Genomic DNA, 22,018 nt, shown 5'->3' on the forward strand with positions numbered 1-22,018 from the left:
AAGGTGCTGCGCAAACTTCATTCGATTCCCGGTCTGATCGCGGCGCTGCTGTTCACGGTGATCACGTTGACGGGCGCGGCACTGTCGGTGATTCCCGCGCTCGAGCGTGCCAACGTCGCCGGCACGGCACATGCGCCAATGGATGTGGCGACACTCGCCGAGCGAACAAGCTCGCACGTGAAGGGGCTCACCAGGCTCGTGCGGCGGCCGTCGGGAGAATTCGTCGCCTATCACGAACTCGACGGCGAGCCGCAAGCGTCGGTCATCGACCCGTCGACGGGCCGCGCCATCGGCCCCTACCAGCCGTCGCCCGCAGTCCGCTGGCTCACGAACCTGCATCGCAAGCTATTGCTCGGTGACGCCGGCCGGATTGCCACGGGCGTAGCATCCGCCGCGATGCTGTTCGTCGGGTTGTCTGGCCTCGCCCTGCTGGCGCGCCGGATGGGCGGATGGAAACATCTGGGTGGACGGATTCGCGGCGATGCTTTGCAGCGCCTGCACAACGAAACGGCGCGAGTCGCCCTTGCGGGATTGACGCTTTCGTCCCTGACCGGGCTCGTGCTGTCGTTGACTACGTTTGGTGTGATCCCCGAGGGGGGCTCGACGAGTCCCGGGCTCGTCGCGCCGGCGCATATCGTAGGCACACAGCCGCAGCCGCCGTCGCTCGGGCGGCTCGCAGCGCTCAAGGCCATCGACGTGTCCACGCTGCGCGAACTGACGCTTGCTGCGCCAGCCGAACCGGATGACGCCATCGCAGTCGCGACGGCGCGAGGGGCCGGCCAGGTCGATCGATTTTCGGGTAAATGGCTCGTCTGGCACGCTGCGGATGGGTGGCAACGCCTGCACGGGCTGGTGCGGATGCTGCATACGGGGCAGGGATTGTGGTGGCTCGGGCTCATTCTCGGCGCGTCGTCGCTGTCTGTACCCCTGCTTGCGGTGACCGGCGTCATGCTCTGGGCGCGCCGGCGGCGTGCGATGCCCCGGTTTGCCGGAGCCGTGTCGGCTCGGGAGGCGGACACCGTGCTGCTGGTCGGAAGCGAAGGCAACAGCACATGGCGCTTTGCGCTGGCTTTGCATCGAGCATTGACACAAGCAGGATTGCGCGTGCACGTTTCGGCGATGAACGACGTGTCGAATACTTATCGCGCTGCAAAGCGCCTTCTCGTGCTCACGGCCACCTACGGCGATGGCGGTGCGCCAGCGAGTGCCGCGCAGTTTCTGTCAAAATTTTCGCCGTTCTACGGGACACACGATATTTCGTTTGCAGTGCTTGGATTTGGCGATCGACAGTTTCCCCAATTCTGCGGATATGCGCGGACGGTTCAGGACGCATTCGCTGCGAAGGGCCTCGATGAACTGCTCGAGATGGGCACGGTGGACCGGCAATCCGAGTCCGAGTTTCGCTCGTGGTGTGCGCGTCTCGGTGACGCGCTCGCTGTCGACCTCGATATCCACTACACACCTTCGCTGCCGCGCACGATACCGCTCGAACTGATTGCTCGCGAGGATTACGGCATGGACCCGCAAACGGCGACATCGGTGCTGCGCTTTGTGCGCCCGGCATGCACCTCGATGCCGCGGGCGATGCTCGGGAAGCCCAGGCTACCGACATTCGAAACGGGCGATCTTCTTGGCATCGTGCCGCCGGGCGAAGCGGCGCCGCGCTACTACTCGCTTGCGAGCGCATCGTCGGACGCCGTCGTTGAGATCTGCGTGCGACGCCATCCCCACGGCGTGTGCTCGAACTATCTGACCGGTCTGAGCCCGGGGCAGACGATCGAAGCATTTTTCCGCCCGCACCCGCAGTTTCGGCCAGGCGAGGGCAGCACGCCCGTGATCCTTATCGGCGCCGGTACCGGCATTGGCCCCCTGATCGGCTTTGCCCGCCACAACGCCCGTTGCCGTCCGATGTACCTGTACTTCGGCGCACGCGACGACGACGACGGCTTCCTCTATCGTGACGAATTCCCCGGTCTCATTCGCGACCGGCGGCTGTACGCGTTGAAGACAGCCTTCTCGCGCGCGGAACGGCGGGCATACGTGCAGGACCGCCTCATCGACGACGCGCAGCATCTCCTTGATCTCATCGCCCAGGGCGCGCAGATCATGGTGTGCGGCGGGCGCGCGATGGCCCAGGGCGTCGCACACGCGTGGGAACGAATTCTGGACGGTTCCGATTTGTCCGTTTCACAACTGAGAGAGCAGGGACGCTATGTCGAAGATGTCTATTGAATGGTCGCCGGGCTCGCTGCTGAACCGATGCCGCGTCAGCGGAGCGACGATGGGGACTCGCTATGATGTGCAGTTCTACGCGCCCTTGCACACGGACCTGAAAACGCTCGCGGCAGAACTCGATGCGGCAGTCAGCGCAGTGGACGAGCAGATGTCGAACTGGAAGACGGACTCGAATCTGTCGCGGCTGAATCGGGCAGAGCCGGGCTGCTGGGTGCCCGTTTCGGCCAATCTCGCCGCAGTGCTGGTTCGTGCGCTGGAAATCGGTCGTGAAACGGATAACGCATTCAACATCGGCATAGGCGAACTGGTCCATGCATGGGGCTTTGGTCCGGCGTCGCCGCTTCACGCCGACCATGGAGATGCCCGTGGCGCAGCGCCACTGCTTCCCGTCGGCGATCTGCTCGAGGTCGATGTGCAGCACGGGCATGCCCGAAAGCGTGCGAGCGTCGCGTTCGATCTGTGTGGCATCGCGAAGGGTTTCGGCGTGGACGAGCTCGCACGCGTGCTCGATCGGCATCGTATCGGCGCCTGGCTCGTCGGTATAGATGGCGAGATGCGCTCCCGCGGCCGGAAGGCCGACGGGTCTGCGTGGGCAATCGCCGTGGAGGCGCCCGATGACGAGCGGCGCGATATATTCAGCGTGATCGAGCTGGGCGATGCGGCCGTGGCGACGTCAGGCGACTATCGGCATTGGAGAAACGTCGGTGGCACGCGTGTCTCGCATACGATGGACCCGCGCGCCGGCTTGCCGCTGTGCGGCGAGATCGCGTCGGTCACCGTCATCGCGCCTACTTGCATGGATGCGGACGCTTATGCGACGGCGTTGATGGTCCTGGGCATAGAGGCTGGAAGCGATTTTGCCCGGCGGCACAACCTCGACGCGTTCTTCATCGTGCGCGACGGCGACGCGTTTCGCGGAATCGGCACCGGCTGCTTTCTGGAAATGCAGCCAGCCGCCTGATTGACGGCGCGGATGTCATGCCGGCGTCGAAAGTTTCAGGCGCGCGTCCGGTCCTGATTGCGTACGACGTGCCGTTAGCGGACGGGGGCGATGTTCCACATGCAACGCCGAAGTCCGGATTTTTATCGCCCCGCCATCGCATACCACATCGCGCCATCGTCGCGCAGCTCTCTCGTCACCTCCCCGCGGTGCATCAAGTAGTTCAGGCAAGCAAAACTCTCACCCGTTGCCAGCCCCATCTCGCCGATCTGCGCTTCGCCAATCGGCCGCGCGAACAGCGTCGGGAAGACATCCACCGCGCGCCTGGGCTCCGTCAGGCTGCGCCGCAACCGTTCGAGACTGCGTTGCTGCCCACGCTCCAGCCGATCGAGCCGCGCATGCAAGCCGCGAAAGCAGTCGTTATGCGCCGGCAGCACCAGCACATCGTCAGGCACGTGCGCCTTGAACTTTTCGATCGACGCAAACCAGTCGGCCATCGGGTCGGCGTCCGGCTCGATGGGATATACCGAAACGTTCGATGAAATGCGCGGCAACACCTGGTCGCCCGAAATCAGGAGCTTGAGTTCGGGGCAGTAAAAACACGCATGTTCGGGCGAGTGCCCCGAGCCCGTGATCACGCGCCAGACATGCACGCCGATTCTGATTTCCTCACCGTCGCGAAGGCGCCGAAAGCTCGCCGGCAGCGCGTGAACATGCTGGCCGAAGCGGCCAAAGCGCGCCCGATAGAGATCGATCGCGCTATTGCTCCATCCCGCTTGCCGATAAAAGCGGATCGCGTCGTCGGGCGCTTCGAGGCCTGTGTCGGCCATCGTCACTCTGCAGTTGTAGTACTCGCCGCGCGTCATCCAGAGGCGGCAGTCGTTCGTGCGCGTGAGCCACCCGGCCATGCCCACGTGGTCAGGATGCATGTGCGTGACGAACACACGCGTCACACGGCGTCGCTCGCCGCCGCGCTGGAGCCACTCGTTCCAGATGGCAGCGGCGGGGTCGGTGCGCAAGCCGGTGTCGACCACGGCCCACCCGCCATCCTCCGCGATCGCCCAGACATTGATGTGATCGAGTTCGTAAGGCATCGGCATGCGGATCCAGTGCACGCCGGGCGCGACTTCGCGCGTGCCGCCCGGCGCGGGCGGAGCGTCGAACGGATAGACGAGGGCGCCGGGCGCCGTGGGCGAAGCGGCATCGTCGTTCATCGCATGGTCATGATGGTTGTACGAGCATCGATCTGGAGCGTCCTGCGACAAGCCGGCAGACATCATGAGAACGGCCCGTGCAAGAACGCGGGAGCATCCTTGCACGGGCCGGTTCACCGCCACGGGTCGCGAACCGCGTCGCGCCAGAAGGCGTGGAAGCGCGCCGAAACTTTACTGCACGTTGCCGGCCACGGCAATCGTCTGTGCGTGGAGGGCGTTCGACTCGGTCGTGCCTCCGCGGCAGGGCCACGCCATCGTGAGCCCGTGCGCAATCATGCCGGGCATGTTGAGGGCCGCCTAGGCCAGCAGCTGCTGCGCGGCGGCTGCGCCCATCGCGTCGCTGGTTTCGCTGGCGCCCGGCTTCCTGAACGGAATCATCCCGCCGGCAACGAAAACATTCCGGCCCATGCGCTGCCTACTTGATCAGTTATGCAGACATTTTGAATCAGAGCTTGCGTGAGATGAGGTCGCGCATCACTTCGCTCGTGCCGCCATAGATGCGCGTGACGCGGGCGTCGGCGAACGCGCGGGCCACGTGATATTCGAGCATGTAGCCGTAGCCGCCGTGCAACTGCACCATCTCGTCGAGCGCCTTGCCGAGCGTTTCCGTGGCAAAGAGCTTGGCCACGGCTGCTTCTTCGAGGGTGAGGCGGCGGCTCATGTGCTCGGCCAGATAGTGATCGACCATGAGGCGCACGGCGATGGCCTGGGCCTTGATGTCGGCCAGCTTGAATTTGGTGTTCTGGAAGTCCCACACGGTCTGGTTGAACGCGCGACGGTCCTTCACGTAGTGGATCGTGTGCCCGAGGCTCGCTTCGAGGCGCGCGGCCGCGCCGATCGCAATCGACAGACGCTCCTGCGGCAGCTCGCCCATCAGGTAGGCGAAGCCCATACCTTCTTCGCCGAGACGGTTCGAGACTGGCACGCGCACGTCATCGAAGAAGAGCTCGGCCGTGTCCTGCGCATGCTGGCCTACCTTTTCGAGCTTGCGTCCACGGCGGAAGCCCGCGCGGTTCCCTTCCACCACGATCAGGCTCACACCTTTCGCGCCGGCGTTGGGATCGGTCTTGCAAACGACGATGATCAGGTCGGCGTTCAGGCCGTTGCTGATGAAGGTCTTGCTGCCGTTGATGACGTATTCGTCGCCATCGCGGATCGCGGTGGTGCGGACCGCTTTCAGGTCACTGCCAGTGCCGGGCTCGGTCATGGCGATCGCGAGAATGGTTTCGCCGCTGCAACAGCCGGGAAGCCACTTCTGCTTCTGCTCCTCGTTGCCGATGCGCGCGATGTACGGGGCGATGATGTCCGAGTGCACGCCAAAGCCGAGCCCGGAGAGGTTGAGCCGGTTGACTTCCTCGTTCATGACTGCGGCATGGCCGTAGTCGCCGCCGCCACCGCCGTACTCGGTGGGCAGCGTCAGGCACAGCAGGCCCTCGCGGCCGGCCTTCAGCCACGTTTCGCGGTCGACCTTGCCGGCCTTGTCCCATTCAGCCTGTTTCGGCAGGCATTCCTTTTCCAGAAAGCGACGCGCAGTGGTGCGCAGCATTTCATGATCGTCACGAAAAACGGTACGGGTAATGTGCATTGCAGATGTCCTGAAGATTGGGCCAGCGTTCGTTCGCGCGGGGGCGCAGCCGCCTGCCTGCCCGGCTCGAACCCCGTGAGCCAAGAATAGAGACTCTCAATCGGGCCACGCACCACCCGCGCAAGGGGGGAGTGCGCGCCCGAGAAGGGTGCGGGGCCCTTCGTATCAAGCACACACGCGGTTTCGCACGCGTTTATCGGGGTATTCCCGTCCCACTCCGGGTGGGGAGGTGTATCGCTGCCCGTCACCGGCACCATGAGGAAATCGACCAATTCATTCGGACAGGCCGACGAGCCGTGGGAGGGGGCTGCACTGGCCAGGTTTGACATTCCGCGTCCACTGGATGCGGCAAACATAATGAGGAGACGTGCATGCGGTTTGTAACCAGGAGCATTTACGGCGCTGCGCTGATACTGGCGGCGGGCAGCGCATCGGCACAGTCGAGCGTGACGCTGTACGGCGTCGTCGATGCGTTCGTGCAGTACTCGATGAACGGCCCCGGCACCAAAGGCGGCCCCGGCACGGCCTATGTGCCGGGCAGTCATACATACTCGGAGCGAAGCGGCGGCCAGAACCTGTCGATGTTCGGGCTCAAAGGCACCGAAGATCTCGGCGGCGGCCTGAAAGCCATCTTCGATGTGGAAAACGGCTTCAACGTCAACAACGGGACGTTCTTTGCCGACTCGACAGCGCTGTTCTATCGTCAGTCGTGGATCGGGCTCAAGGACGACGCCTGGGGGCAGCTTACGTTCGGCCGGCAATATCAGCCGAGCTTTATCGCGATCTATCCGTCTGATCCGTTCCGCGCCAACGAGCTCATTTCGCCGATCTCGGCCGTCGTCCTCGCCGGCGCGCGCGACCGGGCGACGCTCGCCACGCAATACGTGACGGGCCGCACCAGCAATTCGATCGTCTATCAGTCGCCGGATTGGCGCGGGTTGCGCTTCTACGGCATGTACGGGCTTGCCACCACGGTGACGCAGCCGATTGTGATGCGAACCGGCAACATGCTCGACCTCGCGGCCACGTATTCCGGATACGGGCTCTTCGTCGGCCTTGGCTACCAGTTCCAGCACGGCGGCCAGGAAACCGCTTCGCTCGGGACGTTCCCGGCCGGCACGCCGCTGGCCGGCCAGCCGCTGCCCGCGAGCACCTTCGATCTCGTCTCGACCGCGCACTATTCCGCAGCCATTGCGTATCGCATCGGCATCGTGAACCTGCAGTTCAACTACAGCTACAACAGCCCGAGCGATCCGCCGGCCGGCTCCCGCGTCACCGCGCCAGGCGTGGGCACGATCGCGCCGCTTGCCGCGCTGGTCCATCCGTACAGCATCATGGAGGCGGGCGCGACCATTCAGGCCACGCCGGTCGACGTGATCGAGATCGCCGGCGTTTACCGCAACGTGCGAGGCGTGGACGACAACACGCCCGGCTTCGAGATCGGCGCGGAACACTTCTTGTCCAAGCGCACGAGCGTGTACATGCGCGCCGGATACATAAAGAACAACGGCATCGCGAATGTGAGCTGGCCCACGATCGCGGCCGCGAGCGGCTCGAAGCAGGTGCTCGCCTTGATGGGCATGACACACCGGTTCTGATACGGCGGCTGACGCGCGCGGCATTGCTTCACGTGATGCCGCGCGCCACCTGCCGAGATGCGCGTTGCCGGACCCAACGACAATGGAGGACAACAATGAAGACAAATCACATGAAATATCTGGTTGCGGGATTTTTAATCGCGCTGACGTCGATTGGCGCCAATGCGCAAGACGGCGACACCGCGTCCCCGGCGACGGGGCCCGCTTCGGGAGCAGGGGCCGTCAGCGATGCCAAGGCCGCAAAGGCTGCCGACCGCGCGTTGCAGAAGGCCGTGATGCGCGCGCTGAGCAAGACCAAGGGCCTGCGTGTATCCACGATTTCGGTGCGCGCGCGCAACGGCGTCGTGACGCTCGAAGGCCAGGTGCCCGAGCAATCGCAGGCCGAGCTGGCGACCAAGGTGGCCGAAGGCGTGCAGGGCGTCAAGCAGGTGAAGAATGCGCTTACGCTCTCGTCGATATAAGGGCGTTTCAGCGGTGGTGAGGTGAACTGAATGGAGGGATGGACGGGAACGTTCATCCCTCCATTTCTATGGGGCGATGAGTTGATGCGTGGCGCTCGGGTTGTGGCTCAAGCCGTAACAGCCGCCGCGGCGTCCTTCAATGCGTGTTGCGCACGCGCCGGGTGTAGCCACCTGAGCGCGCAGAGCGAAACGCCGATCATCAAGGCCGCGCCTACGACGAAACCGATCTCATAGGCGTGACTGGTCCCGCTGCCATACGCCTGCACGATGCGTCCCATGACACCGGGGCTGATGGCTGCACCAAGGCTCGCAACGGCGGTGTTGATGGCCACCATCGAAGCCCGTTGAGCCGTGGGCACCATTTCCGCGAGTAGGGCCGGCGTAACCGAGAGGCAGACGGCGGGCAGCGCGCCGGCCACGGCATACAGCACCACCTTCGCCGCCGCGGAAAGATCGACGAGCATGAGAGCGATCAGGAGCAGTGCGGCGACAATCATCGCTACGCAGATCAGTTGCACGCGCGCCTGACGCGAGGTCGCGCCGCCATTGAGCATCCGTTGCGAAAGCCAGCTCAAGCCGATATTGCCCATGGCAATGGCGAGGATCACCAGCGCGAAGCAGCGGCCAGCCGTAACGCCACTGAAGCCGAGCCCATTTTCGAACCACGTGGGAAGCCACGTGATGGTCTGGCCCAGCAGCCAGTAGGCCGCAAAGCAGAGCAGAAAGACGCACAGCACGGAACGATCGGTGAGCATCCTGAGATAGGGCTGTCGTTGCGCGTCAGGCACGCCGGCCGCTTCGGCTTCGGCTTTGGTTTTGACTTTTGTGGCGGCTGCGGCGCCTGGCGCGCGCGGCGCGTCGTCGAGCGTGCCTTCGCGCCCGAAGCAAAGCCATAGCACACTCCACACCACGCCGATGGCGGTGAGCAGGAAGAAGTTCATGCGCCAGCCCCAGTGTTTCGTGATGAGCGGAATGGCCAGGCCCGCGAGGATCATGCCCATGGCCGCGCCCTGGTTGATGATCGCCACGGGCAGGTTGCGGTGCCGGTCCGGGAACCACTTGAAGATCGCATGCACCGAGGTCGGAAACGACGGCCCCTCGGCAGCGCCCAGCACCACACGGCAGACAAGCAACGCCACGGCGCTGCTTGCGAATGCCTGGGGCAATTGCAGCACGGCCCAGCTAACGCCCATGGCAAGCAGAATCCAGCGCGTGGGAAAACGGTTGGCGAGAAAGCCGACCAGGATAGCCGATACGGAGAACAACCAGAAGAAGCTGCCGGCCACCAAACCGAATTCCGCCGGAGACAAATGCAATTCGGCGATCAATGGCACGGCGACCATGCCAATCACGATCTTGTCGAGGAAGTTGATCATGGCGAGGGCGGTCAGCAGCGCGGTCATGATCCATGCGGACTTCGGATTGTAGCGAGTGTGAGTGGTCATCGAGAGCCTCGGTGGCATCGGATGTTATAGCGCGGAAAACGCCGGGATTGCCGCTCAGACGGCCGGATGCGATCACGGTACGGTGGCGGGAAACGGCGGGTACCACCCACACGGGGTGGGCAGGGAAATCCTGAAGCCAGAGAGCGTTTCCGTGAGCTGCGCTGCACTTGTTCGTGGCAGATCGGCTGAACACGCGCGAAAGTTAATAATCCAACGTAATATGTAAATTTTAATACTAATTACCCACTAACACACGACATTAGTACTATAATGTCGTGTGTTGTCAGCCAAATTAGCAGCCTGCGCATACCCAGCCGGAGCCTTCCAGCCGTGAAAAACACCGATCTCGCCACCATTCAGCCTGTCGAATCGCTCATTGTGCCGTCCGCGCTCGATGGCCGCGACGGCAGCAACCGTGGCGTTGCCGGAAACAGCCAGCTTGCGGCGGACAACGATCTGGATGCCTTGCGCGCGTGGCTCTCGAACTATGCGGATACCAAAACCACGTTCGACAACTATCGCAAGGAAGGCGAGCGTTTGCTGCTTTGGGCCGTCGTGCAGCTGGGCAAGCCGTTTTCCTCGCTCACGCACGAGGATCTGCTGCTATACAAGACGTTCCTCGCCGACCCGCAGCCGGCCAGCCGCTGGGTTTCTGCGAACGGCGGCAAATATGCGCGCAACGACGAACGCTGGCGTCCGTTCAACGGCCCGCTTTCGCCGGCCAGCCAGCGTCAGGCGCTCATCATCCTCAACGCGATGTTCACCTGGCTCGTCAACGCGGGCTACCTGCGCGGCAATCCCATGGCGCTGCTGCGGCAGCGCGCGAAGCGTTCGGCGCCACGCGTGACGCGTTATCTGTCCACATCGCTGTGGGACGAAGTCAAGGTGTGGGTCGAGCAACTGCCGCTGGAGTCCGAAGCCGAACGCAAATATCACGCGCGCTGCCGCTGGCTCACTACGCTGTTCTATCTCCAGGGCATGCGCATTTCGGAAGTCGCGGGTGGCCGGATGGGCGACTTCTTCCGGCGCCTCGGCGCCGACGGCCAGGAGCAGTGGTGGCTGGAAACCGTGGGCAAAGGCGACAAGGCGCGCATCGTCCCCGCTTCGCCCGAGTTGATTGCCGAGCTGCGTCGGTACCGGGTCGCGAATGGGCTGTCTGTCCTGCCCACGCGCGCCGAGGAACTGCCGCTCATTCTTCCGTTCAAGGGGACGGCTCGCTGCCTGTCGCGCTCGGCGGTTCACGACGCCATCAAGGGCATTTTCGGGGGCGCTGCCGGGTGGCTGCGCGACAAGGGCCCGGAATTCTCCGATCGCGCCGACGAACTCGACCGCGCCTCGGCGCACTGGCTCAGACACACCGCCGGTTCGCACCAGGCGGACGGCGGCGTGGACCTGCGCACGATCCGCGACAATCTCGGCCATGTATCGCTCAACACCACCAGCCTTTATCTGCATGCCGAAGACGATGAACGCCATCGCGAGACTGTGGAGCGACATCGGATGAACTGGAACGAGCGTGACAAGAAGTGAGAACGGCGCAATAGCCGGCGCTATGAGCTTTTGACTGTTCAGTCGTAAAAGGCCGTTTAATTCCGCAATGCGACTCCAGCCGCTATTGGAACGGCTGACAAATATCGTTAAATCAATTCCCCTCCAGCTTTTTAATGGCCGGACTTCTTTCCAGATCCTTTCTAATTTGGCACTCGATAGCGGTTATTTTTAAATATTGTCAAATCGCCGATTATTTATTGAGAGTTGTGCTTCGGTCAACTATAAAACCGCAACATGAGCGCTCGATAAAAATACGTAAATCGAATCGCGGCAATTGCCATGTTTGCCGCGCTAAACAACAGCGCACAGATCGGGCCATACCTATCGGAGAGGAGGACACACCATGGACCAGAAGCGCATTGCACAAGCCGCCCGCTTGACGGCCATAGCCGCGACCACCGCCGCTCTGCTGTCGCTGAGCGCATGCGGCGGCTCGGGCTCGCTCAGCAGCGGAACCGGCAGCGGCGGCGCCTTGCAGACGACGGGTGGCGCGGGCGGAGGCACCAACGGCGGCGGGTCGGAGGGAGGCACTTCAGCGGGCACCTCGTCAGGCAGCGGTGGCACGACCACCGGGGACAATGGCGGCGTGGGCGGCAACGGCAATAGCGCCAGCAACAATGGTGGAAACAACGGCGGCCAGGCCGTCGCTGCCAATGCCGTGGGCCAGCTCGTGCAGCCAGCGGGCAACGTCGTTAGCGACGCCGGCTCGACTGTCTCGGGCGTCGGCAGCACCATCGCTGCGCAAACGCTGCCCGGCACGAACCCGCAAACCACTCAGGCCGCAGGCGGTGTCGTTCAGAACGTGGGCGGCGCGATCTCCACACTCGGCGACGGCATATCCCAGGGGCTTGGCCAGATCGGTGCGAGCAGCAACCCGGCAGGCACCACGCTCGCTAGCACCGGCGGTGTCGTGAGCGATGCAGGCAAGGCCGTCACCAGCACAGGCCAGCTCGTTACGAGCGTCGGCAGCGGCCCGCTTGCGCCCCTCGCGCCCCTCGCCGCCGTTACCACGCCCGTCGGCGGCACGGTCGGTACGGTTGGCACCACCGTCACCGGCGCGGGCAACTCGCTCACGAACACATTCATGCAGGGCCCGGTGCAGCAATCCGGCGCAGGCAACCTCGTCGCCGACACGGGCAAGACCGTCGCCAGCGCCGGGAATCTGCTGTCCGGCGGCAGCACGAACGGCGCAGGTTCACCGCTCGCAGCGGTCACGGGCATCCTGAGCGGCGCGACAGGTGGAACGGGCGGAACCAATGGCGGCAGCACGGCCGTCGGCGCTGGAGCAGGCGTGGGTGTCGGCGCCGGCGTCAGGACCGCGAGCACTTCCGGCACATCGAGCACAGGTGGCGCCGCGCCGGGCCTTTCACTCATTTCGTTGACGGACGACAGCTCCGGCAGCAATACGGCCGCCCCGCTCAATAGCCTCACGTCACTTACAGGCAGCCTGCTCGGCGCGAAAAAATAATCTTCCCCGCCGGCTTCATATTGTCATTTGCATGCCGTAATAAAAAATACAGGCAATCAGGGAGCCGCATAAAGATCGCCACAAAGGCGGCATAAAGAGACGGACACGCTGGAGGACCGAGGCAACCGGCGTGCGCCGCCCGACAAGTCGAGGGTAGTTCAATGAAAGGCGCACCATGGGCCGTGCTCGCCACGGCGGGGATCATCGCGAGCGCGGGCTTGACGGGAGTCGCGCTCGCACAGCAGAACCGGCCGGTATCGACGGGTGGTTTGCAGGGCGGCAATCCCCTGGATGCCCTGCCCCAAATCAACGCGCCAAAGAAGGCGCCCAGCGTGACGGTGCAGGTGCGGCAGCAAGCGCCCGCGCTCGAGCAGCTGCTCGCCACGCACATCACGCCCACCACCTTCAAGGTCGAGGGCGTGAAATCGATTCCGTTCGACGAGGTCGCCCGCCGCTTCGCGCCGCTCGCGAATCACGACATCACGATCGGCCAGCTCATCGAAACCGCCAATGGCGTGACGAAGCTCTATCAGGACCGGGGCTATGCGCTCTCGTTCGCATTCGTGCCCGCGCAGGACTTCGCGGGCGGCGTGGTGCGCATCACGGTCGTGGAAGGCTACGTGAAAGACGTGAAGATCACAGGCAAGCCCGGCGCGCTCGAGGGCAGGATGCGCGCGATCGATGCGCACATCGCCGAAGACCGGCCGCTGCGCACCGCCACGTTCCAGCGCTACATCAACGTGCTCGGCATGCTGCCGGGCCTCAAGGTGAGGGCGAACGTGCCACCGCCCACGACCACCGACGGCGCCACCACGCTCGAACTCGACGCCACGCAAAAGCCCTGGGACGTGAGCACCGGCATCGACTTCAATCACCCCGGTGTGCAGGGTCTCCTCACGCTCACCGAAAACGGCCTCACGCCGCTTGGCGAGCAGTTGAGCTTCTCTGCACTGTTGCCCAAAGGACGCGACAACGTCACGTACCTCGCCGCGCACGCGGCCGTGCCGATCGCGAGCGACGGCCTCACCGCGAAGCTCGACGCCTCGCACTATCGCGGCAACCCGGTCGACAACCCGGGCCTGCCGGCTTACGTGGAGCGCACCGTCATCAGCGACAAGCTCACGGGCTCGCTCTCGTATCCGCTGCTGCTGGGCAATACACGCAGCCTCATCGGCACCGCGAGCGCCTACGCAGCACACGACGAGGACCGCTACCGCAACACCCTCAACGGACTGCAATACGACCTGAGTTCACAGGTGCGCGTGCTGCAGCTACAAGCCGATTACACCGAGGTAAAGCCAGGCCAGGTGCGCAAGGCGAGCCTCGTGGTGGCGAAGGCCTTCGACATTCTCGGCGCGTCGAAGTCGGCGCAAACGAATATTCCCGGTCTCGCGCTGCAAAATCCGGTGTCGCTGAATTTCGTGCGCACCGATGCCTCGTATTCGCAGAGCAACGACTGGCCGATGGGCTTTGGCACGTCCGTCGCCGCAACCGGGCAATACAGCCCGAACACGCTGCCGACTTCCGAGCAGATCTCGTTCGGCGCGCAGCGCTTCGCGGCGGGCTATCAGCCCGGCGAGGCATCGGGTGATTCGGGGCTGGGCCTTCGTGCTCGAGCTCAATCATCCATTCAGGCTGGGCAAGGTGTGGCTGCAGTCGATCACGCCGTATGTTTCGTTCGACATGGCGCGCGTGTACCTGCATGCGGGCACGCTCGCCTTCGCGGCTTTCCTCGGCTCCAGCGTGGTGCCGTTTGTCTTCGTGGTGTAGCGCGCGGAACCGGTCCGGTCGTTCAGCACGATCATCACGCCACGGCCACGTGCCTCCGGCGAGGCGGCAACCGTGACTGCCTGCAGGAGGTTGCTCGGGCCATCAGCACTGATCGCCGTTGACGGTCGCATCGAACCCGTGACTACCACCGTGCTTGTCGCTCTTGACAACAAGATCAAGAAAATATGCGGTTTCCTCAAGGGTATCGGTGCCGTGAGTAACCACGACACCCGCGATATCCGGTTGAACCAGAAGCTGATTCACGCGCTTGGCCAGTTTCAGGAGGATATCGTTGGTGATGTTCTCGCTTCCGACGTTCGAAAGCTGTTCACCGGACACCTGTGCAATCTTGCCTAGTGACGGCACTGATTTGAGAAGCGCGTATCGCTGGAGACGAGTGTAGTGACACATTCAAGAAATCAAATCAGGCCTGCGGCATCATTAGAGAAACTGATAGTGTGGTGTACAGAAGATGAAGGTGCGCGTATTCATGGCGCCCGCAGGTGGAAAGACCGCTTCGGGTCGCAAGTACGCATCCGACCGCGGTGAAAGCCATCGCAACATGAAAGCTTGGCAAACCGGGGGCGTCATGCATGACAAAGCCGACCGCGCCTATCCTGATCCCCGAGCCTCTGATTCACCTCGCGCCAACGTTTCCCGCCAGCGCCACTATTCCCCTTCAACCCACGGAAACACCGGCACGACCACCGGCTTCGCCCCCGCGTCATCGAAACGCCTTTGCCGCTGGTTCTCCAGCAGCTTGCCAAATTGCCGCTCAGCCTGCGCCTGTAACGCACTCATATCGGCACCGGCCACCGTGAAGTCCTCCATCACGCGCCGCCCCGCGATATAGCTCGCCCGACAGTCCGTACCTCGACCAGCAAGAAACAAATTCTTCAACGGATCGAAAATCGGACCAAGATGCGGCGCATTGAGGTCGAATATCACGATATCGGCCTGCGCGCCCGGCGCCAGCCGGCCCAGGTCGTCGCGGCCCAGCGCGCGCGCTCCGCCGAGCGTAGCGGCATTGAACAGATCGGCCATCGTGACGGCCGTAGGGCTCTTGCCCATCAGGCGGCCCACGTACACGCCAAGCTGCATGTTGTGCAGCAGGTCCGGCGGCCAGGTGTCGGTCCCCAGACCCAGGTTGATGCCGGCAGACTGATACTTGCCGAACGAATCCAGCGCTTCGCCATTGCGCACGAACACCGCAGGACAGTGAGCGATGGTCGCGCCCGAAGCCGTCAGGCGGTCCAGTCTTCGGTGCCCTGCACCGACACAGCCGGGTGGCCGCTCAGGTAGATCCCGTGCGGCAGGATCGATAGCGGCGTCAGCAAGCCCAGCGATTCCAGCCAGCCAAGCGGCGTGCGTTGTCGCAACTGCTTGACGATCTCGAATTCATAAGCCGACTGGCAGCAGTGCAGCCGCACCGGCGCGTTTAGCTCGGCGCTAGCCGCTGCGGTGCGCCGCCACCAGTTCGGGCGTGCAGGTTTCGATGCGATCGGGCGCGAACATCCCGCGAACGAGGCCGCCCTCGGCGCCATCGAAGTCCCTGAAGAAGCGCAGCGCATCTTCGAAGCCGGCGAGACCCCGGGCTTCGTCCCACCACTGGCTCATCGAGCGATCGGCGCGTACATAGGTCGTGCCGCTCATGTAGCAGGGCCCGAGATAGACCCGCAGACCCAGTTCGCCCGCAAGCGCCGACACGCCGGCGAACTCGTCGTAACCCTCGGCCCACGCGCGGTAGTACATCGACGTAATCGGCAACGCTGTCGTGATGCCATTGCGGATCAGATGGGTGAACGCGTAGCGGTACTTGAATATCTCTTCTTCGAGGGTGCAGGCATCCCGGGGACCGCGGCGGATGTAGTCGGCCGACCAGAGGCGGCCGTTGTTCAGCTTGCTGCCGTTGTCTACTGTCAGGACCCCGGAGTCGATATCGCCGAGCGCGTCCAGGTCGATCAGGCCGGGACTGATCACCGCCTGGCCGTAATCGACGGTGTGGTCCACAGGGCCGGCGAAACCGCGCCCGACGAACTCGATACGCTCGCCCGAAAAGACGACTTCACCGTCTCGCCAGAACACATGGGACCGGCCATCGAAACCGATCACGCACGATGCCTTCAACAAGGTCCGCATGGTGTTGTTTTCCCATCGTCATTGCTCCAGCCGAAGCGCAACGCGGGCAGCATCGCAGAAAACCTGCCGCCGTCCAGCAGGACGTCGACAGCGCGGCCGCCTGGCTGGCGTACGATGCGGATCACGTTGTCTGGCATGGCGGTCAGTCGATCTCGTCGATGGGGTTGGACGCAGGCGTGCTGTCGGCATCCATCGAAAAGCGGTCGCGGGTGCGCACGTAGTAGCTGGCGCCGAAGCGGCCCACCGGAAAATAGTTCTGCAGACGCACGCGGTAGCGCTCAAGGTCGATCAGGTCTTCACGTGCATGCAGGCACAGCACTGTACCGATGAAGATATGTCGGCTGGAGGTCTCCAGCGTTTCCGACAACTGGCACTCGAACGCGACGGGCGCCTCGGCGATGCGCGGCGGCTTCACGGCCACCGACGGCGCGGCGGTCAGGCCGACCAGTTGGAGCTCGCTCAGCGTGGACGGTACGTTTTCGCCGCAGCGGTGCATCTGCTCGGCCATCGGCTCGTCGGCGATGTGTACCACGAACTGACCGTTGGACAGGAGGTTGGCCGCCGTGTCCTTGAGCAGATCGTCCTGCAGCTTGTTGATGCTGATCATCAGGATCGGTGGATCTTCGCCCAGCATGTTGAACATGCTGAAGGGCGCGGCATTGACCACGCCGTCGGCATTCTGCGTGCAGACCAGCGCGATCGGCCGCGGCACGATCAGGCTGGCCATCAGTTTGTAGCGCTGGTAGGCGGTGAGGGTCGTGAAATCGATATGCATGGTTTTTTTTAATTTTGTATAACGAAGCAAGTTAGTTTCGGTCATGTGACGCGCGCGAAAGCGCATTGTGCGCGTCGGCTAGTGATTGCGGGCTCGTGAGTTCGGTCGGCGGATTTCTCCACACAGAAGTCGTGTTTCCATGCATGGCCGGAAGCGTTCGGCGCGCATGAACCCGCACCGGGATGCGGCGCTCCTGCTCCGATGGATGCGACCTGCGAGCCGCCGGGCTGGGTGACCAGCTCGGGCTTCACGCTCTGGCGGCGTACATTGGCATGCGCGCAGCTCGGGTGAAACGTGATAGCGCCATCAGTTGAAGTTTCATCGAATCACTTGATCCGGGAAAGAAGAGGTTGGTGTGCGGCGCGTTACAGCTGAAGGCAGCACCGAACCGGATGTGCTGCAGCATTGCACCGCGGCCAGGCTGCGGTGCAATGCTCAGTGACGCGTTCGAGGCTCTCGGTTCGCGCTGCTCGGTGTGCTCAAGAATGTCGCGGTGCGCTGAAGCTCGCTACTTTCGCCACGGCATTGGCCGAAACCATCACGAGGACGTTCACTGCCAGGCAGAGCAGTCCGAGGTTGAAGCCGCCCAGATCGACCTGCCGGACATACAAGATAATCGCCAGCACCTGGCCCACGAGAATGCCCAGCGCTACCGCCCCGGCCCGTACCCTGAGCGACAGCAGGACAATCAGCACACCCGGGAAGAACTGCGTGACACCATAAAGTGTCGTATTCACGAGCGTCAGCATCAGATTCGGCGTAGACAGCGTCATCACGATGGACACCAGCAAATAGATTGCGATGACGATCTTGGCGGTGCGTTTTTGCCGACTCTCGGGCAGGTTCGGCAGCAGGTTGCGGGTGACGATCGGGCCAATGGAGAGGCTCAGCCCTGCCAGCACCAGCAGACCCGAGAGCGACGCCGCGGCCGCGACCAGCCCCAATAGCCAGTCGGGCAGCAATCGCGTGGCCGCGGCGAAGAACGCTTCGTTGGGCGAGGCCAGATGCAGGCTCTGGCTCAGCGCATAGTACGACGCCAGCACCAGGAACGGATACATCAGCATGTACAGGGGCATGGCCATCTGCGTGCGCCGAATGGTATTGCCACTATTCGCCGTGAAGAAGAACTGCACCCCGACAGGCAGCATGTAGAACCCGAGCGCCTGGAACAACATGGTGCTCATCGAGAACGTCAGTTGCCGTGCGTTCATCACGTTGCTGACATGCTCGCTCGCGGCATGAAAGACATGGGAGACGCCCGCTTGCGAGGCGACCGCAACGCCGGTGACGATGATCGCCACCACCATCAGGATATCCTTGAGAATCGCGATGTAAGCGGTCGAGCGCACACCGGAGATCGTAATGTAGGTGAACGCAAGCAGTGCCGCGATAAGAACCAGATAGATCGGTTCGAGGTTCCAGCCCAAGCCTTTGAAAGCGGCGATCAAGCCGAGGAATTGCAATTCACCCCAAGGCAACAGGAAGAGAATTGCCGTAGCGGCGACCAGCACCTCCAGCAAGCGGCTGTGGTAGTGGCCCTTGAATAGATCGGGCAGGGTGATCGCGTTGTGGCGCTTGCCTGCTTCCCAAATCTTCGGCCCGATGAAATAGCCGAGCGGATAGGCGAGCAGGATGTAACCGAGGAACCAGATGCCGTAGGTCGGTCCTTTTGCATAGATGCCGCCCGGGAAGCCGACCATGGTGCCGATGCTATAGATCTCGCCCGCGGTCAGGAAGAACACAAGGCACGCACCGAACTGTCCCGAAGCCACGAAAAAATCGTGGACGTCCTTCTTGCTGGCTCCCTTCTTCGAACGTATCGCGAGATAGAGCGAGAAAATGATGAATCCGAGAAAAACTGCCGTGGCCATGTGTGTCTCCTCACCGTGTTGGCGATGCCGATTGCGCGGCATCGCAGTCGAACAGACGCCAGCACGCGAACAGGCAGCCGGAAGTCAGAATGAACCAGGTAAATATCCAGACGTATATGATTGGCACTCCGAATACGAACCTGTCGATCGACGCAATCCATGGCAACAGTCCGATGACCTCGACATACGGTATCCCTATACCAATTAAGAACTTCAACATTCTGTCTCCATCTTTGTAGTCATCCTGCGCAAAGCACAACGCGTACGCAGATATCCATTAATTTGCATCACTAATATTAGTGTCGCTAGTGCCAGACGGATCTTGTCTATGGGTCCATTCGACCGGTCGAGCAGCCCGAGTAAACAGTCGCGATACCCGTGGGATTCGCGATTCTTTCGACTTGAGTGCGACCTCCATCTCCGTCGGCCCGCAACGGCCATCATCGCGGCGCGCGTTGTGGGCCGATGAAGAGAGTTCGGCAACGGGCACACAACCACGATTGCTTCAGCCTGATCCTTTTACGACACCGGCCATGCTGCGCTTGTAGCTATCGGGCGAGAACACCGCCGTCAATGCCATCAGCATGACGGTCAAAGCGAGATGCACGTCCCATCCAGTCGTAAAGCTGCCGCCGTTATCGCGCAACCACCCGATCAGTAATGGACCGGACGCGACGATCAAAAAGCCGATTCCTTGCATGAAGGCGGCAAGGGCGCCGGCTGCTTGCGAGCCAGGCAGATGATCGAGGCAAACGACCAGACTCACGATCAGGCTCGTCGCGCTGCCAGCCCATGCACGTGAGGCACAGACGAGAGTGAGCAATACCAGCGCGCCGGCCACCGCGCGTCTTTCGCCGAGATACATCACCAGGGCCATGCCAAAAAATGCCAACGTGCCCATCAGGATGAAGGGCAAGGTCGTCAACGCTCCGGCTGCCCGAAATCCGATGCCGGTGTCGACGCGCACGAAGTCCAGCACGGGGCCGATGGAAGTGAGGAAGGGGCGCAGGTTCAGGCCCATCAGGACGGTCAAGGCCAAAGCCGTTGCCGATGCGCTGACTGTATGTTTTACCCGGAAACTGCCCTCTGCGACTCTCGAGTTAGCCACGGATACCCCCTTCGTATAAGGAACTGAAACGTGGACTGAGTGGGACGTACAGGCTCGACTGCATGTGTATCGGTTGACCGGGCACGAATGGGTGCGGCGCACATAGCAGATCGCGACCCGCCGGATTAGCGCCAGTTCCCAAGTCCATACCGGCACAGCAACGTTCAACGATATCGCGCGAAGAGGGACGACGGCCGTGCCGGCGAATGTCGGCGCTGCGCTGCTCTCGAGTTCGGCAGCGGAATAAGTATGCGCCTCATACACTAGCGTTTCGTCTGTCATGGCATCAGAGATGGTCGTCGGGGGACTCGTGCAATCAGAACGGCGTCGGCTTCCTAAAGACTACGCACCCGCGCTATCATTTGGAAATAAAGCATTTCACTCCCCATCAGTGGGAAACGTAATGGTCTCGGCACTTATCGACCCGGTATTGCTCAAAAGCTTCGTCGCGGTCATCGAAAGCGGCAGCTTCACGCGTGCAGGTGAGCGAGTACATCTGACCCAGTCAACCATCAGCCAGCAGATCAAGCGGCTCGAGGAGCAACTCGGCTGTGTGCTGCTCGACCGCAGCGGTCCCTATATCGTTGCAACTGAAGAAGGCGAGCAGTTGCTCGGTTACGCGCAGCGCGTGCTCTGTCTGATGGAAGAGGCGGTGGAAAAGCTGAGCGAGGGCCGTTCGCAGGGTGAGATCCGGATCGGAATTCCGGAGGACTTCGCGACCGACCCGCTCACCGCGACCCTCGCGCAATTCGTGCGCGCGCACGTCGGAATCCGGCTCGAAGTCACGGTCGGACTCAGCAACACATTGTGGCAGCAGTTCTGCGCCGGCGAATACGATCTGGTGCTCGTCAAGCAGCGCCCCGGACAGGTGCCCGGTCGGGCCGCATGGCCCGAGCCGCTGTCCTGGATCGACAGCCTCGAGGCACCCGCGCGCATGCAAGACCCGCTGCCTCTGGTGGTGTTTCCGGTCGGTGGCCTATATCGGAACGAGATGATCCATGCGCTCGAAAGCACAGGGCGTCGCTGGCGCATCAGCTATACGAGCGCCAGCTTGGCGAGCGTGCGCTCCGCAGTGGCGCGAGGCATCGGGTTGAGCGTGCTGCCTGCCCGGCTCGCGCAGCCAGGCCACCAGCGCCTGGGGTGTGCGGAAGGATTCAGCGAACCTCCGGCAATGGAACTTGCCATGCACGTAAGGAACAATTCCCCTCATCGCGTGCTGGAGTTGGCTGACCAACTGGAAGCCCAATGTGCGAAGGTCGTGGCGGTCAACGCCTGACTACGCCTCGTGCATGGGCTCGCTCCTGCGCGCTCGATAGTCCCTGCGTCGCCACAGCGACGATGGGGTTCCAGCGAATGGCACAAGCCAGTCGGGTGCCGCGCCGTCCGATCCGATCGCGACATTTATGCCCGCATCGATGCGCTCCGGCACCGGGCATCGTCCGATGAGCGACATGATCGAGCTCGGGTTGTGCACGATCGACGTGCCTGTCTCGACGCAAGCCGCGATATCTTTGTTCGTCGGATCGATTGCATGCGACATGAACGACGTCGCGCTCAACTGCCCCACTTCGCGATGCGCAAAGACCAGTGTGCCGGCGCGATGGCCGTCCTGCGTGCAGGCAAGCCCGCGTTCGCGGGCGAGCGCCGAGTATCGCCCGGCCTGTTCTCGGAGGGTGCGCTCGTGCGCCGCCAGTTCCGGATCGTGCCGCAGCGCGCAGACAGGCAGAGTCGGCGCAATGCGGCTCCGTTCGTTCGCGTCGACGCGCGTGACGCCGGATCGAGAGTGATCACGCAGCCGGGCTCGATCAGGATGTCGACTGCTCTTGATTACCCATAGGCGCACCGTCGGCGTGGATCG

Annotated in this window: 18 protein-coding genes and 2 pseudogenes; 9 read left to right on the top strand and 11 right to left on the bottom strand. The window is 62.9% G+C overall.

Features of this window, described 5'->3' with window-relative positions; all coding sequences use genetic code 11:
* Positions 1 to 3: 3 nt before the first annotated feature.
* Both PWP93_RS24980 and PWP93_RS24985 read left to right on the top strand, forming a co-directional pair.
* The gene (locus PWP93_RS24980) at positions 4 to 2,232 is read left to right on the top strand and encodes a PepSY domain-containing protein (protein WP_421046451.1); all 2,229 of its coding nucleotides are present in this window, start codon (positions 4 to 6) and stop codon (positions 2,230 to 2,232) included.
* The gene (locus tag PWP93_RS24985) at positions 2,213 to 3,196 is read left to right on the top strand and encodes an FAD:protein FMN transferase (protein WP_421046452.1); all 984 of its coding nucleotides are present in this window, start codon (positions 2,213 to 2,215) and stop codon (positions 3,194 to 3,196) included. Before PWP93_RS24980 ends, PWP93_RS24985 begins: the two co-directional genes overlap by 20 nt.
* Before the next feature lie 122 nt (positions 3,197 to 3,318).
* Here PWP93_RS24985 and PWP93_RS24990 read toward each other — a convergent pair whose 3' ends face one another.
* Both PWP93_RS24990 and PWP93_RS24995 read right to left on the bottom strand, forming a co-directional pair.
* Positions 3,319 to 4,389: an MBL fold metallo-hydrolase gene (locus PWP93_RS24990; protein ID WP_421046453.1), complete on the bottom strand. Its 1,071-nt coding sequence runs from the start codon at positions 4,387 to 4,389 to the stop codon at positions 3,319 to 3,321.
* Between the two features lie 445 nt (positions 4,390 to 4,834).
* Positions 4,835 to 5,974 (bottom strand): acyl-CoA dehydrogenase family protein, encoded by a 1,140-nt coding sequence (locus PWP93_RS24995; protein ID WP_421046454.1) that lies wholly within the window; start codon positions 5,972 to 5,974, stop codon positions 4,835 to 4,837.
* Positions 5,975 to 6,345: 371 nt separating this feature from the next.
* Here PWP93_RS24995 and PWP93_RS25000 point away from each other — a divergent pair, with 371 nt between their 5' ends.
* Complete coding sequence (locus tag PWP93_RS25000; RefSeq protein WP_421046455.1) at positions 6,346 to 7,572, top strand: porin; 1,227 nt, start codon at positions 6,346 to 6,348, stop codon at positions 7,570 to 7,572.
* Between the two features lie 95 nt (positions 7,573 to 7,667).
* Positions 7,668 to 8,033 (top strand): BON domain-containing protein, encoded by a 366-nt coding sequence (locus tag PWP93_RS25005; RefSeq protein ID WP_421046456.1) that lies wholly within the window; start codon positions 7,668 to 7,670, stop codon positions 8,031 to 8,033.
* A 107-nt stretch (positions 8,034 to 8,140) separates the two neighbouring features.
* Here PWP93_RS25005 and PWP93_RS25010 read toward each other — a convergent pair whose 3' ends face one another.
* On the bottom strand, positions 8,141 to 9,478 hold the full coding sequence (locus tag PWP93_RS25010) for an MFS transporter (protein ID WP_421046457.1): 1,338 nt from the start codon (positions 9,476 to 9,478) through the stop codon (positions 8,141 to 8,143).
* 330 nt (positions 9,479 to 9,808) lie between these two features.
* On the opposite strand from PWP93_RS25010, the gene PWP93_RS25015 reads away from it, so the two are divergent.
* From PWP93_RS25015 to PWP93_RS25025, 3 genes and pseudogenes are all read left to right on the top strand, one after another.
* Positions 9,809 to 11,008: a tyrosine-type recombinase/integrase gene (locus PWP93_RS25015; RefSeq protein ID WP_421046458.1), complete on the top strand. Its 1,200-nt coding sequence runs from the start codon at positions 9,809 to 9,811 to the stop codon at positions 11,006 to 11,008.
* Between the two features lie 364 nt (positions 11,009 to 11,372).
* Positions 11,373 to 12,497 carry a collagen-like triple helix repeat-containing protein gene (locus PWP93_RS25020; RefSeq protein ID WP_421046459.1) on the top strand — a complete coding sequence of 375 codons (1,125 nt, stop codon included), beginning with the start codon at positions 11,373 to 11,375 and terminating at the stop codon, positions 12,495 to 12,497.
* Between the two features lie 161 nt (positions 12,498 to 12,658).
* Positions 12,659 to 14,256: pseudogene (locus PWP93_RS25025) on the top strand (ShlB/FhaC/HecB family hemolysin secretion/activation protein); the annotation flags it as partial.
* Here the strand turns inward: PWP93_RS25025 and PWP93_RS25030 are convergent.
* From PWP93_RS25030 to PWP93_RS25065, 8 genes and pseudogenes are all read right to left on the bottom strand, one after another.
* Positions 14,225 to 14,645: pseudogene (locus tag PWP93_RS25030) on the bottom strand (asparaginase domain-containing protein); the annotation flags it as partial. The pseudogenes PWP93_RS25025 and PWP93_RS25030 sit on opposite strands and share 32 nt — an antisense overlap.
* Before the next feature lie 291 nt (positions 14,646 to 14,936).
* Positions 14,937 to 15,590 (bottom strand): amidohydrolase family protein, encoded by a 654-nt coding sequence (locus PWP93_RS25035; protein ID WP_421046990.1) that lies wholly within the window; start codon positions 15,588 to 15,590, stop codon positions 14,937 to 14,939.
* Complete coding sequence (locus PWP93_RS25040; protein ID WP_421046460.1) at positions 15,512 to 15,697, bottom strand: hypothetical protein; 186 nt, start codon at positions 15,695 to 15,697, stop codon at positions 15,512 to 15,514. Before PWP93_RS25040 ends, PWP93_RS25035 begins: the two co-directional genes overlap by 79 nt.
* A 19-nt stretch (positions 15,698 to 15,716) precedes the next feature.
* Positions 15,717 to 16,406 (bottom strand): hypothetical protein, encoded by a 690-nt coding sequence (locus PWP93_RS25045; protein ID WP_421046461.1) that lies wholly within the window; start codon positions 16,404 to 16,406, stop codon positions 15,717 to 15,719.
* 142 nt (positions 16,407 to 16,548) lie between these two features.
* A complete protein-coding gene (locus PWP93_RS25050) occupies positions 16,549 to 17,181 on the bottom strand; it encodes a flavin reductase family protein (RefSeq protein WP_421046991.1) in 633 nt (210 codons plus the stop codon).
* A 479-nt stretch (positions 17,182 to 17,660) separates the two neighbouring features.
* A complete protein-coding gene (locus tag PWP93_RS25055) occupies positions 17,661 to 19,052 on the bottom strand; it encodes a sodium:solute symporter family protein (RefSeq protein ID WP_421046462.1) in 1,392 nt (463 codons plus the stop codon).
* A gap of 10 nt (positions 19,053 to 19,062) precedes the next feature.
* Entirely contained in the window at positions 19,063 to 19,272 is a 210-nt protein-coding gene (locus tag PWP93_RS25060) for a DUF3311 domain-containing protein (protein WP_421046463.1), read from the bottom strand.
* A 285-nt stretch (positions 19,273 to 19,557) separates the two neighbouring features.
* Positions 19,558 to 20,085 carry a hypothetical protein gene (locus tag PWP93_RS25065; protein WP_421046464.1) on the bottom strand — a complete coding sequence of 176 codons (528 nt, stop codon included), beginning with the start codon at positions 20,083 to 20,085 and terminating at the stop codon, positions 19,558 to 19,560.
* A gap of 478 nt (positions 20,086 to 20,563) precedes the next feature.
* Between PWP93_RS25065 and PWP93_RS25070 the strand changes: the two genes are divergently transcribed.
* Both PWP93_RS25070 and PWP93_RS25075 read left to right on the top strand, forming a co-directional pair.
* Positions 20,564 to 21,436 carry a LysR family transcriptional regulator gene (locus tag PWP93_RS25070; protein ID WP_421046465.1) on the top strand — a complete coding sequence of 291 codons (873 nt, stop codon included), beginning with the start codon at positions 20,564 to 20,566 and terminating at the stop codon, positions 21,434 to 21,436.
* A 297-nt stretch (positions 21,437 to 21,733) separates the two neighbouring features.
* Complete coding sequence (locus PWP93_RS25075; protein ID WP_421046466.1) at positions 21,734 to 21,997, top strand: hypothetical protein; 264 nt, start codon at positions 21,734 to 21,736, stop codon at positions 21,995 to 21,997.
* The last annotated feature ends 21 nt before the right edge of the window (positions 21,998 to 22,018 follow it).

The organism is Paraburkholderia sp. A1RI-2L (genome assembly GCF_048957375.1).
In the GTDB taxonomy this organism is placed as follows: domain Bacteria; phylum Pseudomonadota; class Gammaproteobacteria; order Burkholderiales; family Burkholderiaceae; genus Paraburkholderia.

What these genes read in the sequence shown, in the direction of transcription:
- PWP93_RS24985 (WP_421046452.1), top strand. Translation starts at nt 2,213, where the DNA reads ATGTCGAAGATGTCTATTGAATGGTCGCCGGGCTCGCTGCTGAACCGA.
- PWP93_RS24990 (WP_421046453.1), bottom strand. Translation starts at nt 4,389, where the DNA reads ATGAACGACGATGCCGCTTCGCCCACGGCGCCCGGCGCCCTCGTCTAT.
- PWP93_RS24995 (WP_421046454.1), bottom strand. Translation starts at nt 5,974, where the DNA reads ATGCACATTACCCGTACCGTTTTTCGTGACGATCATGAAATGCTGCGC.
- PWP93_RS25000 (WP_421046455.1), top strand. Translation starts at nt 6,346, where the DNA reads ATGCGGTTTGTAACCAGGAGCATTTACGGCGCTGCGCTGATACTGGCG.
- PWP93_RS25005 (WP_421046456.1), top strand. Translation starts at nt 7,668, where the DNA reads ATGAAGACAAATCACATGAAATATCTGGTTGCGGGATTTTTAATCGCG.
- PWP93_RS25010 (WP_421046457.1), bottom strand. Translation starts at nt 9,478, where the DNA reads ATGACCACTCACACTCGCTACAATCCGAAGTCCGCATGGATCATGACC.
- PWP93_RS25020 (WP_421046459.1), top strand. Translation starts at nt 11,373, where the DNA reads ATGGACCAGAAGCGCATTGCACAAGCCGCCCGCTTGACGGCCATAGCC.
- PWP93_RS25045 (WP_421046461.1), bottom strand. Translation starts at nt 16,406, where the DNA reads ATGCGGACCTTGTTGAAGGCATCGTGCGTGATCGGTTTCGATGGCCGG.
- PWP93_RS25050 (WP_421046991.1), bottom strand. Translation starts at nt 17,181, where the DNA reads ATGCATATCGATTTCACGACCCTCACCGCCTACCAGCGCTACAAACTG.
- PWP93_RS25055 (WP_421046462.1), bottom strand. Translation starts at nt 19,052, where the DNA reads ATGGCCACGGCAGTTTTTCTCGGATTCATCATTTTCTCGCTCTATCTC.
- PWP93_RS25060 (WP_421046463.1), bottom strand. Translation starts at nt 19,272, where the DNA reads ATGTTGAAGTTCTTAATTGGTATAGGGATACCGTATGTCGAGGTCATC.
- PWP93_RS25070 (WP_421046465.1), top strand. Translation starts at nt 20,564, where the DNA reads ATGGTCTCGGCACTTATCGACCCGGTATTGCTCAAAAGCTTCGTCGCG.
- PWP93_RS25075 (WP_421046466.1), top strand. Translation starts at nt 21,734, where the DNA reads ATGCGCAAAGACCAGTGTGCCGGCGCGATGGCCGTCCTGCGTGCAGGC.